Raw genomic sequence first — 16473 nt, forward strand, 5'->3', positions numbered from 1 at the left:
CTGGGTGGAATTGATAATCCCCAAGATTTCGACAGCGCTCGCCGTTGATCTTGCGCAGCTGCGCCTGCAAGTGCAGACACCAGATCTGCGGATCCTCGGCCACCTGATACCCATGCAAGGTCAGGCTGTCGACGATGGCGTTGAGCACCGACTCAGCTACCAATGGCCCATGGAAGGGCCCCTGGGCCTTGATTGCCGAGGGTTGTTCGCCGGCCATGCCGGCGGCGAACAGCAACGTCCACATGCCATTGTCGCCGGCAAGCGGACGGATGCTGCATTCGATGCGGGTCACCAGGCCCAGGCACTGGCGGGTGAGGCTGAGGTTGCGCATGGCCGCGTCCCCTCTGAAAAGCCCAGTTCAGCCTTCGATCACCAGGCTGTTTCCATCCTGAACGCTGTAGCCATCCTTAAGTTCCAGCATAGAAGAAAGCCGCAAAAAGATGGAAAACCGGCGCTGAACGGTAGCACATGGCCGCCAGCGCCGATTTATTGACTTACGCAGGCTTAGCCTGGGCCACCATCTCCTCCAAACGCTCCTTTTCTGCGTCCTTGATGTCTTCTTCGCTGATCATCTCGGCGATCTCGCTGAGCCGCTCAACCACCCGTGCGTTGACGCTGCCCTCGGGGAATTCGCCCTTGTCATCCGGCACACCCGCCTCTTCGCCGACCAACAGGCTCAGCGCTTCATCGGCCTGGCTCACCGCATAGACATTGAACAGCCCCGACTCCACCGCTTGCAGCACGCGCTCATCGAGCATCAGGGTGGCGACGTTGGCGCGGGGAATGATCACCCCTTGCTCACCGGTCAGGCCACGCGCCTCGCACAGGCGGAAGAAGCCCTCGATCTTCTCGTTGACCCCGCCGACCGCCTGCACCTCGCCAAACTGGTTGATCGAGCCGGTGATAGCAAAGCACTGCTTGAGTGGCGTGCGCGACAGCGCCGAGATCAACGTGCAGGCTTCACCCAGCGATGCACTGTCGCCGTCGACATAGCCGTAGGACTGCTCCAGGGCAATGCTCGCCGAAATCGCCAGGGGGAATTCCTGGGCATAGCGACTGCCCAGGTAACCGGTGAGGATCATCACCCCTTTGGAGTGGATCGGTTGGCCCAGGTTGACCTCACGCTCGATGTCGACGATGCCACTGCCGCCCGGGTATACCGTGGCGGAAATCCGCGCCGGCATACCGAACGCCGAATCGCCCACTTCAAGCACGGTCAAGCCGTTGCACTTGCCGATCGCTGCACCTTCGGTGTCGATCAGGATGATCCCAGCAAGCATGTCGTCGAGCACTCGCTGCGAAACCCGCCCGGTACGGGTGGCCTTGGCCTTGAGGGCGCGTTCGATATGCCCGGCGTCGGTCATCTCGTCATTGGCCAGCTGGCGAATGAAGTCGGCTTCGCTGACCAGTTGGAACAGGTCACCGATGCGCGCCGACAGCCGCGACTGGTTCTCCGCCAAGCGGGCGCTGTAGGTGGCCAGGCGCGCTACCGCATCGCTGGTCAGCGGCGCCATGCCCTCCTCATTGGTGCGGGTGCGCAGCAACTGGGCGAACTGCTCCAGGTTCTCGTCGACCATGGGCATGTCTTCGTCGAAGTCGACCAGCACCCGGAACATCTCCTGGAAGTCCGAGTCGTGATCCTGCAAGGCGTAGTACAGCTGACGCGAGCCGATGATGATCAGCTTGACGTTGAGCGGGATCACCTGCGGCGTCAGGCTCACCGTGGCCACCCGGCCCAGCTCGCCCAGCGGCGACTCCATTTTCAGCTTGCGCGATTGCAAGGCGCGCTTGAGGCCATCCCAGACGAAGGGCTCGCCGAGCATCTTCTCGGCTTCAAGGATCAGGAAACCGCCATTGGCCCGGTGCAGCGCACCTGGACGCAGCTGGCGGTAGGAGGTGTACAGCGCGCCTTGGTCGGTGCTGTATTCGATCCGCCCGAACAGATTGTCGTAGGTCGGGTGTGGCTCGAACACCACCGGCGCGCCGCCGCTGATGTGATGGCCGACCACCAGGCTCGGCGCGTACTGTTCTTCGAGCATCTTGCGCGCCACGGCATCGGTCTTGCTGTCATCGACCAACTGCTCGACCACCGTGCGCAGCAGGTTCAGCTGCACCGATTGCAGGTAGGCGCAGACGGCCGCGTTCTCGGCGTACTTCTCCGACAGCGGGGCCAACAGAGGCTGCAGCGCCAGGGTGATGGTTTCTTCGTTGAGCTGGCGCAGCTGGTTGTTCGACTCACGCTTCCACTGCGGCAGGCTGGAGAGCTCCTCGTTGAGGCGCTCTTCAAGCTCGGCGATATCCTCGTGGAAACGCTCGCGCACCTCCTCCGGCAGCTGGGCGAACTCGGCCTCATCCAGCGCCTTGCCCTCGCTCATCGGGGTGAAGGCGACGTTGCTGGCATCGCGATAGAGCGCCACGTCTTTTTCCAGCGACGCCCGTTCGATCACATCCAGGGCGCGGTCGTAGCGTTGGTTGAAGGCGCGGTCGATGGCGCCTTTTTTCTGCTGGTAGGACGGGTGTTCGAACACGGCCGGGAAGGTCGCCAGCAGGTTGTCGATCAGACCGCCCATGTCGCTGATGAATTCGCTGGCGGTGCCCGACGGCAGCTCCAGCGCACGGGGTTCGCGCGAGTCCTCGAAGTTATTGACGTAGACCCAGTCAGCCGGGGTCTGCTGGCGCTTGCCCTCAGCCTTGAGGTAGCGCTTGACGAACGAGAAGCGGCCGGTGCCCGGCTCGCCCATCACATACACGTTGTAACCAGGGCGCGGCATGGCCACACCGAATTGCAGGGCCTCGACAGCACGCTCCTGGCCCAGGACTCCACGAAACGGCTCCAGATCGTCGGTATGAGTAAAAGCAAACTGCTCAGGAGAAAAACGCCGGGTCAGGGCTTCAGGCGCAAGACGCAGGCGCGCAGCGACAGGATCGGGCATTGGGTTTCCTTACTTCGGCGGGGCGATGAAGGCATTCTGGCGCTGCCTGCCCGCGCCTTGCAAGGCTCACTGGGACTTTATGTCGCAGCAAGGATACGGCGATTAGCGATGCAATTTTTCGCAATAAGCCACGCAACCTTTGGATCGTGCCTAAACTCCAACCTTGCGCGGGTTGGCGGTTTGCTTTCCCGACCTGGCAACGGCGTTGCCAGAACCCCTGACCATTGGTACGTCTACTGAGAAAGAGAACAAAGCTATGAAACGGATTCTTCTGGGTACCCTGTTCACCGTCGTCTCGCTCAACGCCATGGCCGAAGCGCCAGGCGGCCCGAATTGCGGCTGGGGCAACATGCTGTTCGAAGGCCAGCGCGGCACTCCCGCCCACTTCCTGGCTTCCACCACCAACGGCACGTCCGGCAACGCCACGTTCGGTATGACTTCCGGCACCAACGGCTGTTCGACCAAGGCTTCGCTGACCTACGGCGGCAAGTCCTGGTTTGCCATGAACGGCATGATGAACGAGCTTTCCGAAGACATGGCCCAGGGCCAGGGCGAAGCCTTGACCACCTATGCCGTGGTCCTCGGTGTAGCGCCTGAAGATCGTGCGCACTTTGCCGCGGTCACCCACCAGCACTTCGGCGAGATCTTCTCCAGCGCCGATGTCACCGCCGAAACCGTGCACAGCAACACCCTTGCCGTGCTCAAGAGCGACCCACAACTGGCCAAGTACGCCACCGAGGCTTGAGTCCAGCCCTTCCCGCCCCGGTTTCGGGGCGGGTTTGGCATTCCACCATCGGCATCATTCAGACGTAGTTGCCCGACATGCTCAAACGCCTTGCCCTTTTGACGCTGCTTGCCAGCGCCGAGCTTCACGCTGCGCCCCAGGTTGACCCGGCACGCTTGCAACAGCTGGCGGCGACGCCCTACTGGATCGCCCTTGGTCACTATGAGACCGGCAAGCTTGGCGGCTGGCGCAGCTATGTCGACGATAAAAACTTCTTCCTTGCCGAGGACGGCGGCCACCACCCTGATCGTGAGCTGGCAGCGACGGTGCAGGCGTTGTATGCGCCGGCCAGCCTTGGCGATAAACACGCCCAGTGCGTGTTCCCGGCGCGCACCCGCTGGCTGCGCGAGCAGCTTGACCTCAAAGACCTGCCGCAGCCCGATTGCCAGGAGTATCGCCAGTGGTACCAGTCGGTCGACCCGCATAGCGCGGTGTTGATCTTCCCGGCGGCCTACTTGAACAGCCCGTCGTCGATGTTCGGCCACACCCTGCTGCGCATCGACCAGGCCAAGACCCGCGATGACGACACCACCCTGTTGAGCTACGCGATCAACTTCGGCGCCTATATCGAAGGCAGCGACAACAGCATCCTGTATGCCTGGAAAGGGCTGATGGGCGGCTATCCCGGGTTGTTCGCGCTGATGCCCTACCAGGAAAAATTGTCCGAATACCGCAGCCTGGAAAACCGCGACCTGTGGGAGTACCAGCTGGACCTGACCCCACAAGAAACCGGGCGCATGGTCGAGCATGTCTGGGAGCTCAAGCAGATCCAGTTCGATTACTTCTTCTTCGACGAAAACTGCTCCTATCGCCTGCTGGAGCTGCTGCAGGTAGCCCGACCAGGGCTGGACCTGACTTCGCAGTTCCCGCTGACGGCGATCCCGACCGATACGGTCAAGGCGGTTAAGCAATCGGGGCTGGTCTCCGGTGTGCGCTACCGCCCCTCGCGTGAGCGCGAATTGCTGGCGCGGGCAGATGCCCTCGATCATCAGGAGAAACAACAGGTGCTGGCGCTAAGTGCCGACACCGCACACCTGCAAAACCCCGACTTTACCGCCCTGCCCCGTCAGCGCCAGGCGCTGGTGCAGGACGCTGCGTATCGCCTGGAGCGCTACCGTGCCAACGGCCAGGAGCGCGATCCAGGCCAGGCCAAACGCAGTTTCGAGCTGCTGCGGGCGATCAACCGCAATCCGCCGCCGCCGCTGCAGATCGCGCGCCCTGGGCTGCCAGAGAACGGCCACCAGTCGCGCACCTGGCAACTGGGCGTGGGCAGCCGTGACGACCGTGCCTTTGCCGAGTACGGCTTGCGCATGGCCTATCACGACCTCAACGACAACGCCTACGGCTTCCCGCTGGGCGCGCAGATCGAGATTCTTCAGCTCAAGCTGCGCCAATACGAAGGCAACGACTGGCAGGTACAGCGCCTGGACTTGGCGACCATTCGCTCGCTGACACCGCGTAACGAGCTGCTCAAGCCACTGTCGTGGCAGGTGGCCGGGGGGCTTGAGCGGGTGCCGGGCAAGCATGATGACGAAGTGCTGGTGAGTCACGTCAACGGCGGTGCTGGTGGGACATGGCAGCTGGCCGATGGCTTGCTCGGCTTTGCCCTGGGTACGGTGCGGGTCGAGCATCACAACGACTTCGCCGAATTCATCTCACCGGCTGCAGGCTTCAATGGTGGGCTGCTGTGGCGCAATGGCCTGGGCAACCTGACCCTGGAGGCCAAGGGCGATTACTTCACCAATGGTGAGGTACGACGCAGTGTGAGCCTGAACCAGCAGTGGGAAATCAGCCAGGACCTGGGGCTGCGCTTGAGTGCCAAGCGCGAGTTCAGCCATGTGGCTTCAGCGCAGAACGAGGTGATGCTGGAGCTCAAGTGGTATCACTACTGAGTTGGCGTCTATCACTGCAGGAGCTGGCCAAGCCTGCGATGCGCCGCAAGGGCGGCGCTGGCTAACGCCCCCAGGCATGCGCCTGGAGGCCCTGACGCAATCGCGTGTTAAACCACGCCCTGCGCCAGCATCGCATCGGCCACTTTAACGAAGCCCGCGATGTTCGCGCCCTTGACGTAGTTGACCTTGCCATCGGCCTCTTCGCCGTAATGCACGCAAGCATGGTGGATCGACTGCATGATGTTGTGCAGCTTGCTGTCCACTTCACCGGCAGTCCACAGCAGGCGCATGGCGTTCTGCGACATTTCCAGGCCGCTGACGGCCACACCGCCGGCGTTGGAAGCTTTGCCCGGGGCATAGAGGATGCCCGCTTCGATGAAGATATCCACAGCGTCGAGGGTGGTCGGCATGTTGGCGCCTTCGGCCACGCAGATGCAGCCATTGCGCAGCAGGGTATGGGCGTCCTCGGCGTTCAGTTCGTTCTGCGTCGCGCACGGCAGGGCGATGTCGCAGGCCAGGGTCCACGGGGTCTGGCCCTTGCGGAACTCCAAGCCGAATTGATCAGCCAGCTCGCTGATGCGCCCGCGCTTGACGTTTTTCAGCTCCATCAAAGCATCCCACTGCGCATCGCTCAGGCCGGCTTCGCAGAACAGGGTGCCTTCGGAGTCGGACAGCGAGATGACCTTGCCGCCCAGGTCCATGACCTTGCGTGCAGCGTACTGAGCGACGTTACCCGAACCGGAGATGGCGACTCGGCGACCGTCGATGCGCAGGCCTTGGCGCTTGAGCATTTCTTCGGCGAAGTACACGCAGCCGTAACCGGTGGCTTCTGGACGAATCAGGCTGCCGCCGTAGGTCATGCCCTTGCCGGTCAGCACCGAGGTGAACTGGTTGGCCAGGCGCTTGTACTGGCCGAACATGAAGCCGATTTCGCGCGCACCCACGCCGATATCGCCAGCAGGTACGTCCAGGTCGGCACCGATGTGGCGGTACAGTTCGCTCATGAACGCCTGGCAGAAGCGCATCACTTCGGCATCGCTCTTGCCCTTCGGATCGAAGTCCGAACCGCCCTTGCCGCCGCCCATGGGCAACGAGGTCAGGGAGTTCTTGAAGGTCTGCTCGAAGGCCAGGAACTTCAGCACGCTGAGGTTCACCGAGCGGTGGAAACGCAGGCCCCCCTTGTACGGGCCGATGGCGCTGTTCATCTGGATGCGGTAACCGCGGTTGACCTGGACCTTGCCCTGGTCATCGACCCAGGACACGCGGAACAGGATGGCGCGCTCCGGCTCGACGATGCGCTCGAGAATACCGGCTTGCAGGTAATGCGGGTTGGCTTCGAGGAAAGGCCACAGACTGCGCAGGACCTCTTCCACGGCCTGGTGGAATTCGGGTTGGGCAGGGTCGCGTTGTTGCAGACGCGCGAGGAAGTCGTCGACGGATTCGATCATGCTAGACATCTCACCAAGAGAGGATTGGACTTATTGGTTTTTTCCCGACTTTACCAAGAAGCAATCGCACTGGAACAGGGCGAAATGTCGTTTTTATGAAATTATTTGGTGCGTTTTATATAAGTGTATACAAAACCACAGACACCATCGTGGGAGCGGGCTTGCCCCGCGATAGCAGCAGAACTAACGACCACGTAGTCCTTAAAGCGCAATCGCAGGCCAACCCCCGCTCCAACGCAGCGCTTGCAACAGGCACAAAAATGGGGCCCCGAAGGGCCCCATTGTTGTGCAACTAAAACCAGCTTACTGCGCCAGCTTCTTGTGCCGTACCCGATGCGGCTGGGCAGCAGCATCGCCCAGGCGCTTCTTGCGATCGGCTTCGTACTCGGTGTAGTTACCTTCGAAGAACACCACGTTCGAGTCGTCTTCGTATGCCAGGATGTGGGTAGCCACACGGTCCAGGAACCAGCGATCGTGAGAAATCACGATGGCGGCGCCCGGGAAGTCCAGCAGGGCTTCCTCCAGCGAACGCAGGGTTTCGACGTCGAGGTCGTTGGACGGTTCGTCGAGCAGCAGGACGTTACCGCCCTCCTTCAGGGTCAGGGCCAGGTGCAGACGGCCACGCTCACCACCGGAGAGGTCCTTGACGAACTTCTGCTGGTCGCCGCCCTTGAAGTTGAAGCGGCCAACGTAGGTGCGCGCCGGGATCTCGTAGTTGCCGATGCGGATCTGGTCGGAACCGTCGGAGATCTGCTGGAACACGGTCTTGTTGCCGTCAAGATCTTCGCGGCTCTGGTCGACACAGGCCAGCTGCACGGTTTCACCGATCTCGATGCTGCCCGAATCTGGCTGCTCCTTGCCCATCAGCATGCGGAACAGGGTCGATTTACCGGCACCGTTACCACCGATCACACCCACGATGGCGCCTTTAGGCATGGCGAACGAGAGGTTCTCGACCAGTACGCGATCGCCGTAGCCCTTGGTGACGTTCTTGAACTCGATGACCTTGTCGCCCAGGCGCGGACCGGCCGGGATGTAGATCTCGTTGGTCTCGCTGCGCTTCTGGAATTCCTGCGACTGCATTTCTTCGAAGCGAGCCAGACGGGCCTTGGATTTCGACTGACGAGCCTTGGCGCCTTTGCGCACCCACTCCAGCTCTTCCTTCATGGCCTTCTCGTGGGCGCTCTGCTGCTTGGATTCCTGCGCCAGACGATCCGACTTGGCTTCCAGCCAGCCCGAGTAGTTGCCTTCGTACGGGATACCCGCACCGCGGTCCAGTTCGAGGATCCAGCCGGCGACGTTGTCGAGGAAGTACCGGTCGTGGGTAATCGCCACCACGGTGCCCGGGAAGTCGTGCAGGAAGCGCTCCAGCCAGGCCACCGAATCGGCGTCCAGGTGGTTGGTTGGTTCATCGAGCAGGAGCATGTCAGGGGCCGACAGCAGCAGGCGGCACAGGGCCACACGGCGCTTTTCACCACCGGACAGATGCTCGACCTTGGCGTCCCAGGCCGGCAGGCGCAGGGCGTCGGCGGCGACTTCCAGCTGACGCTCCAGGTTATGGCCGTCGGCCGCCTGCAGGATCGCTTCGAGCTTGGCCTGTTCGGCGGCCAGCTTGTCGAAGTCGGCATCCGGGTCGGCGTAGGCGGCGTAGACCTCGTCCAGACGCGCTTGGGCGTCCTTGATCACGCTGACCGCTTCCTCGACCACTTCACGCACGGTCTTGGTAGGGTCCAGCTGCGGCTCCTGCGGCAGGTAGCCGACATTGAGCTCCGGCATCGGCCGGGCTTCGCCGTCGAACTCTTTGTCGACGCCGGCCATGATTTTCAGCAGGGTCGATTTACCCGAGCCGTTGAGGCCGAGCACGCCAATCTTGGCGCCAGGGAAGAACGACAGGGAAATGTTCTTCAGGATTTCCCGCTTCGGCGGCACGACCTTGCTCAGCCGATGCATGGTGTAGACGTATTGAGCCAAAACCAAGCCCTCTATCAGATAGGTAAAGACATCGACGTACGACCTGGCTGATGCCAGGGGGATGTGTTTACGGGGTGTCATTGAACAAAGTCGACCATTCTACGCCAAGTCGTGACGTTATACAGATGGCCGGATGGCGGACCGGAGCGAAGCCGGTCCGCGAGAAAATTGCGTGCCCTGCTCCCACGACAGCCAATGGCGGTTGCGTGGGAGCGGGCTTGCCCCGCGATCAGGGCGCAACAGGCTGCTAGCGGGCTTAAGCTTGACGCTGCTTCGCTTGCACGCCACGCGGCAGGCGGTTGCCGGCCTGCTCGGCCAGGCGCGCAGCCCACGCAGCCTTGGCATTGTAGCCAGGCGTCGCCGCGGGTTTGCTGACAGGCTGAACCACAGGCTTGCTGACAGGCTTGGCGGCGGCCGGCTTGGCCACAGGTGCGCCAGCAGCGGCGCCAGCAACAGCGGCAGGCTCGGCAACCGCCTTCGCCGACTTACGCAGTTCAGCCAACGACGGGCTCTTGCGCACAGTAGCGGCAGCGGCATCAGCTTTGCTCAGCGTGCGCTGGCAGGACTTGCAAGATACGTCATCGGCCACGACAGTGCTGACCAGGGTCTGACTGCTGCGCCCGCAGGCGGAATCGAGGCCATTGGTGGAATAGTGGGTAACCAAAACCGTACATCTCCAGAAGCGTTGACAATGAAGCGGCCGGCATTCTCGCACAGGTTGCAGGGACTTGCCGACCAGCCCCAGCCAAGCACGACCGTCGGCAACCCGACTGCACACTGGCACTTTGCCATATTTGCAGGCATGCTAGCCGGCTCCATGTCTGCAGATTTATAGTGCGCGCCGTGCTCAGGCACAGGCACGGCCCATGCATGTTCCGTCCCTGCCATCGCCAGCCCAATCGCAGGACCACCGCTTGACCAATCTCAACCAACCGTCAATCTTGCGCCCTGCCCCCACTGCCGGGACCGCCTCCCTGCGTGGTTCGCTCAAGGGCACCTTGGCCTTGCTGGCGCTGGTTTTACTGGGCCTGCTGCTGTGGCAGCTGTTCGCCCAGTTCCGCCATACCCAGGCCGATCTGCGCCAACACAGCCTGATAGCGAGCGCTGAACTGGCCGATCACCTGAACCTGAACATGGCACTCAAAGCGCAGCAGGCGGTGAACCTGGTGCAGCCCTATGTCAAACCGCCGACGCCCGAAGCGCTGCCATCGCTGCGCGCAACCTTGCAAGGGCGCCTGGCTGGCCTGCGCCATCTGGCCTGGTTGGACAGCAGCGGACGGGTTCTGAGCGACAGCTTCGAGGGCAGTCCCGACCGCCAGATGATTGACGAGCTACTCCATCTCAATCAAGGACGCAGCTACTTCTTCACCAATTCGCCCGACAACAGCTTGATCTATCTGCTGTTGCGCCAACCTGCCGAACAGGGCCGCGGCTACTGGCTACTGCGCCTGTCGGCAGACTACTACCTGCAACTGACGGCGCACCTGGACGGTCCCGATCACCCACTCTGGTTGTTGGAAAACAGCCGCAGTGGCGAAGTGCTCGAACGCCATGGGCCGACCCCAGTCAGTGACCAGCCGCTACAAAGTGTGATGCTGGCATTCATCGATAACAGCACCTGGCAACTGCGCGGTCTGTATGACGTCGGCCAGGCGCAGCAGAAACTACTGCCCGCACTGATCGGCAAATGCCTGCTGGTGCTGATCTGCGCGCTGCTGCCGTTGCTCGCGCTGATCAACATGCGCCGTCGTCAGCGCGCCTTGCAGGAAGACCGGCGACGCTATCAAGAAATCTTCGAGGGCACGGGCGTGGCCTTGTGCGTGCTGGACTTGTCCAGCCTGCCCGGACAACTCGACCGCTATCACCTGCGCAATCATGCCGCCCTCAAGCAGAGCCTGGCGCTCGACCCTGGCTTGCGCCGCTCGCTGCTGCAAGAACTGAAGATCACCGAGATCAATGAAGTCGCCCGCCAGTTGCTCAATGTCCAGTGCAACGAGGGCGCCTGGCAGCGGCTGATCGAAGGCACTGGCGATGGCCGCGACAGCGTTGGCATGCAACTGATCGATGCGTTGATCGAGCAGCGCATGCTGCTCGAACTGGAAGTGCGCCTGCCCGCGCCCCTGGGCGGCGAGCTGCACCTGTGGCTGATGTCGCGCCTGCCGCTGCAACGCCGCGACTACCAGGCGGTGATCCTCAGTATCAGCGACATCACTAGCCGCAAACAGGTCGAGCTGTCGTTGCTCGAGCGCGAGAGTTTCTGGTCGGACGTAGTGCGCACCGTGCCCGACCAGCTCTATGTGCAGGACGTAGCCAGCCAGCGGATGATCTTCAGCAACCGCCACCTGGGCCAGACCCTGGGCTACGACCGCGCCGAACTGGCGCAGATGGGCGACCGCTTCTGGGAGCTGCTGCTACACCCCGAAGACGCCGCGCATTATCGCGAGCTGCGCCAGCTACAGCGCGACAGCGGGCATAGCCAATCGCTGCACTGCCAGCTGCGCTTCCGCCACCGGGATGGCAACTGGCGCTGCTACGACATCCGCGAGCAGGTGCTGACCCGCGACAGCGATGACCAGGTCACCCGCATCATCGGCGTAGGCAAGGACGTCACGGTGCAGATCGAGGCCAGCGAATCGTTGCGTGACAGCGAGCAGCGCTACCGCATGCTCGCCGAAAGCATCAGCGACGTGATCTTCTCTACCGACAGCAAACTGCAGCTCAACTACGTCAGCCCCTCGGTGCTGGCGGTACTGGGTTATCAGGCCGACTGGATCTTCGATAACGGCTGGCAATCGATCGTCGCCAATCCAACTCAACTGACGGGCATCTATAGCCTGATGGAGCGGGTCAGCAAGGTCCTTGATGACGCTGAGCAGCTGGCCAAACTGCGCCGCGAACTGCCCACCCAGCTGTTTGTATTCGACTGCTTGCGCGCCGATGGCCGCAAGATCCCCATCGAACTGCGCCTGGTGCTGGTGTGGGATGAGCACGAGCGCTTCGAAGGCGTTCTCGGCGTGGGCCGCGACATCAGCCAGCAGCGCCGAGCCGAAAAAGACCTGCGCATGGCCGCCACGGTATTCGAGCACTCGACCTCGGCCATCCTCATTACCGACCCGGCCGGCTATATCGTCCAGGCCAACGAAGCGTTCAGCCGGGTCAGTGGCTATGCGGTCGATGAGGTGCTCGACCAACTGCCGGGCATGCTCACCGTCGAAGAGCAACAGGATGCGCACCTGGGCTATATCCTCAAGCAGTTGCACCTGCGTGGCAGCTGGGAGGGCGAGGTGTGGCTCAAGCGCCGCGATGGCGAGCACTATCCGGCCTGGGTCGGGATTACTGCAGTGCTCGACGACGAGGGCGACCTGGCCAGCTACGTGTGCTTCTTCACCGACATCAGTGAACGCAAGGCCAGCGAACAACGCATCCACCGCCTGGCGTATTACGACGCCCTGACCCACTTGCCCAACCGCACGCTGTTCCAGGACCGGCTGTATACCGCCCTGCAGCAAGCCGAACGGCAAAAATCCTGGGTGGTGCTGATGTTCCTCGACCTTGACCGGTTCAAGCCGATCAACGACTCGCTCGGCCATGCCGCAGGCGATCGCATGCTCAAGGACATGGCCCAGCGTCTGCTTGAATGCGTCGATAACGACGACACCGTGGCGCGCATGGGCGGCGACGAATTCACCCTGCTGCTACAACCCAAGGCTTCGCGCGAGCAGGCTTTGAACCGCGCCATTCATGTGGCCGAGAATATCCTCGGCAGCCTGGTGCGGCCGTTCGTCCTGGAGAACCGCGAGTTCTTCGTCACTGCCAGCATCGGCATCGCCCTGAGCCCGCAGGATGGCAGCGAACTCAGCCAGCTGATGAAGAACGCCGACACCGCCATGTACCACGCCAAAGAGCGCGGCAAGAACAACTTCCAGTTCTACCAGACCGAGATGAACGCCAGCGCCCTGGAGCGCCTGGAGCTGGAGAGCGACCTGCGTCACGCCCTGGAGCAGAACGAGTTCATACTTTATTACCAGCCGCAGTTCAGCGGTGATGGCAAACGCCTGACCGGCGCCGAGGCGCTGCTGCGCTGGCGGCATCCGCGGCGTGGCCTGGTGCCGCCGGGGGATTTCATCCCGGTGATCGAAGAGCTCGGCCTGGTGGTCGACGTTGGCGATTGGGTATTGCGCGAGGCCAGCCGCCAGCTCAAGGCCTGGCACCTGGCAAAGGTTAGGGTACCCAAGGTCTCGGTGAACATCTCGGCGCGGCAGTTCTCCGATGGTCAGCTCGGCACGCGGATCGCCACCATCCTTGAAGAAACCGGCCTGCCGCCGGCGTGCCTGGAGCTTGAACTGACCGAAAGTATCCTGATGCGCGAAGTGCATGAGGCGATGCAGATCCTCGACAGCCTGAAAAAGCTGGGGCTGAGCATCGCGGTCGACGACTTCGGCACCGGCTACTCGTCGCTCAACTACCTCAAGCAGTTCCCTATCGATGTGCTGAAGATCGACCGCACCTTCGTCGATGGATTGCCCGAAGGCGAACAGGACGCGCAGATCGCCCGCGCCATCATCGCCATGGCTCACAGTCTCAACCTGGCGGTGATCGCCGAAGGCGTGGAGACCCATGAGCAGTTGGAGTTCCTCCGCGAGCATGGCTGCGACGAGGTGCAGGGCTACCTGTTCGGCCGGCCGATGCCGGCCAATCAGTTCGAGGCGCAGTTCAGTAACGAGACGCTGTTCATGTTCCAGTGATCCCACGTCAACTGGCGCGATCCCTGTAGGAGCGGGTTTACCCGCGAACACCGGCGAAGCCGGTGCCATCCATCGCGTTGCCTGCTTCGCGGGTAAACCCGCTCCCACAGGTACGGTGTTGCGGCTGAAATCTGCGCCGAAAAAGCGGACCTTAAAGTCAACTCCAGCCCCCAGCCAACCCAGGCGGGGCGCGGCGTGCCACATGAACTCCATTGGTCCGCGACATGACGCCACTTCATATGCCAGGGGCGAATCAATCGGTTAGAATGCACACCCAATTCTGCCCCGATCCTTGAGGACCGCCATGTTCAGCCGTGATTTGACCATTGCCAAGTACGACGCCGATCTGTTTGCCGCCATGGAGCAAGAAGCTCAGCGTCAGGAAGAGCATATCGAGCTGATCGCTTCGGAAAACTACACAAGCCCAGCTGTCATGGAAGCCCAGGGTTCGGTACTGACCAACAAGTACGCCGAAGGCTACCCAGGCAAGCGCTACTACGGTGGTTGCGAGTACGTCGACGTAGTTGAGCAACTGGCCATCGACCGCGCCAAACAGCTGTTCGGCGCCGACTACGCCAACGTCCAGCCACACGCCGGTTCCCAGGCCAACGCCGCAGTCTACCTGGCCCTGCTGTCGGCCGGTGACACCATCCTGGGCATGAGTCTGGCCCACGGCGGTCACCTGACCCACGGCGCCAGCGTTTCGTCCTCCGGCAAGCTGTACAACGCCATCCAGTACGGCATCGACGGCAACGGCCTGATCGACTACGACGAAGTCGAGCGTCTGGCTGTCGAGCACAAGCCGAAGATGATCGTTGCTGGCTTCTCTGCCTACTCGCAGGTGCTGGACTTCCCACGCTTCCGCGCAATCGCCGACAAGGTCGGTGCTTACCTGTTCGTCGACATGGCTCACGTCGCCGGTCTGGTCGCCGCTGGCGTCTACCCGAACCCAGTGCCATTCGCCGACGTGGTCACCACCACCACCCACAAGACCCTGCGCGGTCCACGTGGCGGCCTGATCCTGGCCCGTGCCAACGCCGACATCGAGAAGAAGCTCAACTCGGCAGTATTCCCAGGCGCCCAAGGTGGCCCGCTGGAGCACGTCATCGCAGCCAAGGCGATCTGCTTCAAGGAAGCCCTGCAGCCTGAGTTCAAGGCTTACCAGCAGCAAGTGGTGAAGAACGCCCAGGCCATGGCCAGCGTGTTCATCGAGCGCGGTTTCGACGTGGTTTCCGGCGGTACTGAAAACCACCTGTTCCTGCTGTCGCTGATCAAGCAGGAAATCTCGGGTAAGGACGCTGATGCCGCACTGGGCAAAGCCTTCATCACCGTCAACAAGAACTCGGTGCCGAACGACCCACGTTCGCCATTCGTCACCTCGGGCCTGCGTTTCGGCACCCCAGCCGTCACCACCCGTGGCTTCAAGGAAACCGAGTGCCGCGAGCTGGCCGGCTGGATCTGCGACATCCTCGCCGACCTGAACAACGAAGCGGTGATCGACGCCGTGCGTGAGAAGGTCAAGGCTATCTGCAAGAAGCTGCCGGTTTACGGCAACTAAGAGCGCCTATCCGACGGCCTGATCGTCGGGTATGAAAAAACCGCTGCCAGGTAACTGGTAGCGGTTTTTTGTTGAGCTTGCGCCAAGTGCAGAACCTGAAGTGCGTTACAAAACTTACCGGCATGCGCCAGGCAGCCTTGATGCGATCTGCAGCTTCAGTCCGCGCTCAATGCGTCGAAGCCTGTACGAATCTTCTCCTCCGGCAACTCATCACCAATAAACACCATCACGCTCTCCCGCGCTTCCCCTTGTTTCCACTCAGCATCCCAGTCAAAGCCATACAGCTTGAGCACGCCCTGGAACACCAGCCGGCGCTGTTCTCCGACGATGTTCAACACGCCTTTATAACGCAGCAGTTGCTTGCCATGGGTTTCCAGCAGCTCGTTCATGAAGTCGCTGAGGCGGTCTATATCCAGCGCGGTTTCGGTGCGCAGGACCAAGGTCGAGATGCGGTCCGGGGTGGCCGGTTTGAGCACCGGGCGCAAGCTTGGCTTGAGGCTCACACCCAAATCGGTATTGAGGTTGAAGCCGCGCACATCGAGCAGTTCGGCCAGATCGATGCGGCCATGCTCAACCACGCGGATGCCCGCTCGACCGTTGATCCGCGCCAGCCGTTCGCGCAGTGCTTGCACCGCCTGCGGCTCGACCAGATCGGTCTTGCTCAGCAGTAGACGATCGGCAAAACCCACCTGCGCCTGGGCGATGGCCTGGGTCAGGTGCAGCTCGGCATGCGCGGCATCGACCAAGGTGATGATGCCGTCGAGGATGTAGCGCTCGCGCAGTTCCTCGTCGATGAAGAAGGTCTGCGCCACCGGCGCAGGATCGGCTAGGCCGGTGCATTCGATCACCAGCCGGTCAAAGGCGATTTCACCAGCGTCCAGGCGCTCGAGCAGCAGGTACAAGGCCTTGGTCAGGTCGGTGTGGATGGTGCAGCACACGCAGCCGTTGGCCAGGGTCATGACCTGTACTGGCTCATCGCCCAGCAGTTGGCTATCGATGCCGGCTTCGCTGAACTCGTTTTCGATCACCGCCAGCTTCAGGCCATGCTCGGCCTTGAGCATGTGCTTGAGCAGGGTGGTCTTGCCGGCACCGAGAAAGCCGGTCAGGACAGTTACGGGAATGGGCGCTTGCACGCAGAAATC

10 protein-coding genes are annotated in these 16473 nt (G+C 62.1%); 4 read left to right on the plus strand and 6 right to left on the minus strand.

Features of this window, described 5'->3' with window-relative positions; translation table 11 throughout:
* Together ACF8K2_RS13350 and ACF8K2_RS13355 are read right to left on the minus strand one after the other, a co-directional pair.
* Positions 1–331 (minus strand): hypothetical protein (locus ACF8K2_RS13350; protein ID WP_392465216.1); only part of this gene is annotated, 331 nt, incomplete at its 3' end.
* Positions 332–494: 163 nt separating this feature from the next.
* Positions 495–2933, minus strand: coding sequence for a Lon protease family protein (locus tag ACF8K2_RS13355; RefSeq protein WP_392465217.1), 2439 nt, complete (start codon positions 2931–2933; stop codon positions 495–497).
* A gap of 256 nt (positions 2934–3189) precedes the next feature.
* On the opposite strand from ACF8K2_RS13355, the gene ACF8K2_RS13360 reads away from it, so the two are divergent.
* Entirely contained in the window at positions 3190–3678 is a 489-nt protein-coding gene (locus ACF8K2_RS13360; RefSeq protein ID WP_186554236.1) for a DUF3015 domain-containing protein, read from the plus strand.
* Between the two features lie 77 nt (positions 3679–3755).
* Complete coding sequence (locus ACF8K2_RS13365; protein WP_392465219.1) at positions 3756–5609, plus strand: DUF4105 domain-containing protein; 1854 nt, start codon at positions 3756–3758, stop codon at positions 5607–5609.
* A gap of 107 nt (positions 5610–5716) precedes the next feature.
* On the opposite strand, the gene gdhA is transcribed toward ACF8K2_RS13365, so the two are convergent.
* From gdhA to ACF8K2_RS13380, 3 genes are all read right to left on the minus strand, one after another.
* Complete coding sequence (gene gdhA / locus ACF8K2_RS13370) at positions 5717–7057, minus strand: NADP-specific glutamate dehydrogenase (RefSeq protein ID WP_186554238.1); 1341 nt, start codon at positions 7055–7057, stop codon at positions 5717–5719.
* 303 nt (positions 7058–7360) lie between these two features.
* Positions 7361–9028 (minus strand): energy-dependent translational throttle protein EttA, encoded by a 1668-nt coding sequence (gene ettA / locus ACF8K2_RS13375; protein WP_186554239.1) that lies wholly within the window; start codon positions 9026–9028, stop codon positions 7361–7363.
* 256 nt (positions 9029–9284) lie between these two features.
* A complete protein-coding gene (locus tag ACF8K2_RS13380; RefSeq protein WP_312151429.1) occupies positions 9285–9692 on the minus strand; it encodes a hypothetical protein in 408 nt (135 codons plus the stop codon).
* Positions 9693–9942: 250 nt separating this feature from the next.
* On the opposite strand from ACF8K2_RS13380, the gene ACF8K2_RS13385 reads away from it, so the two are divergent.
* Complete coding sequence (locus tag ACF8K2_RS13385) at positions 9943–13773, plus strand: EAL domain-containing protein (RefSeq protein ID WP_392465220.1); 3831 nt, start codon at positions 9943–9945, stop codon at positions 13771–13773.
* A gap of 304 nt (positions 13774–14077) precedes the next feature.
* The gene (gene glyA / locus ACF8K2_RS13390) at positions 14078–15331 is read left to right on the plus strand and encodes a serine hydroxymethyltransferase (RefSeq protein ID WP_392465221.1); all 1254 of its coding nucleotides are present in this window, start codon (positions 14078–14080) and stop codon (positions 15329–15331) included.
* A gap of 155 nt (positions 15332–15486) precedes the next feature.
* On the opposite strand, the gene yjiA is transcribed toward glyA, so the two are convergent.
* Positions 15487–16464, minus strand: a complete 978-nt coding sequence (gene yjiA, locus ACF8K2_RS13395; protein ID WP_392465222.1) for a GTPase — start codon at positions 16462–16464, stop codon at positions 15487–15489.
* Positions 16465–16473: the final 9 nt, after the last annotated feature.

This window comes from Pseudomonas sp. xss_2 (assembly GCF_043104195.1).
In the GTDB taxonomy this organism is placed as follows: domain Bacteria; phylum Pseudomonadota; class Gammaproteobacteria; order Pseudomonadales; family Pseudomonadaceae; genus Aquipseudomonas; species Aquipseudomonas urmiensis.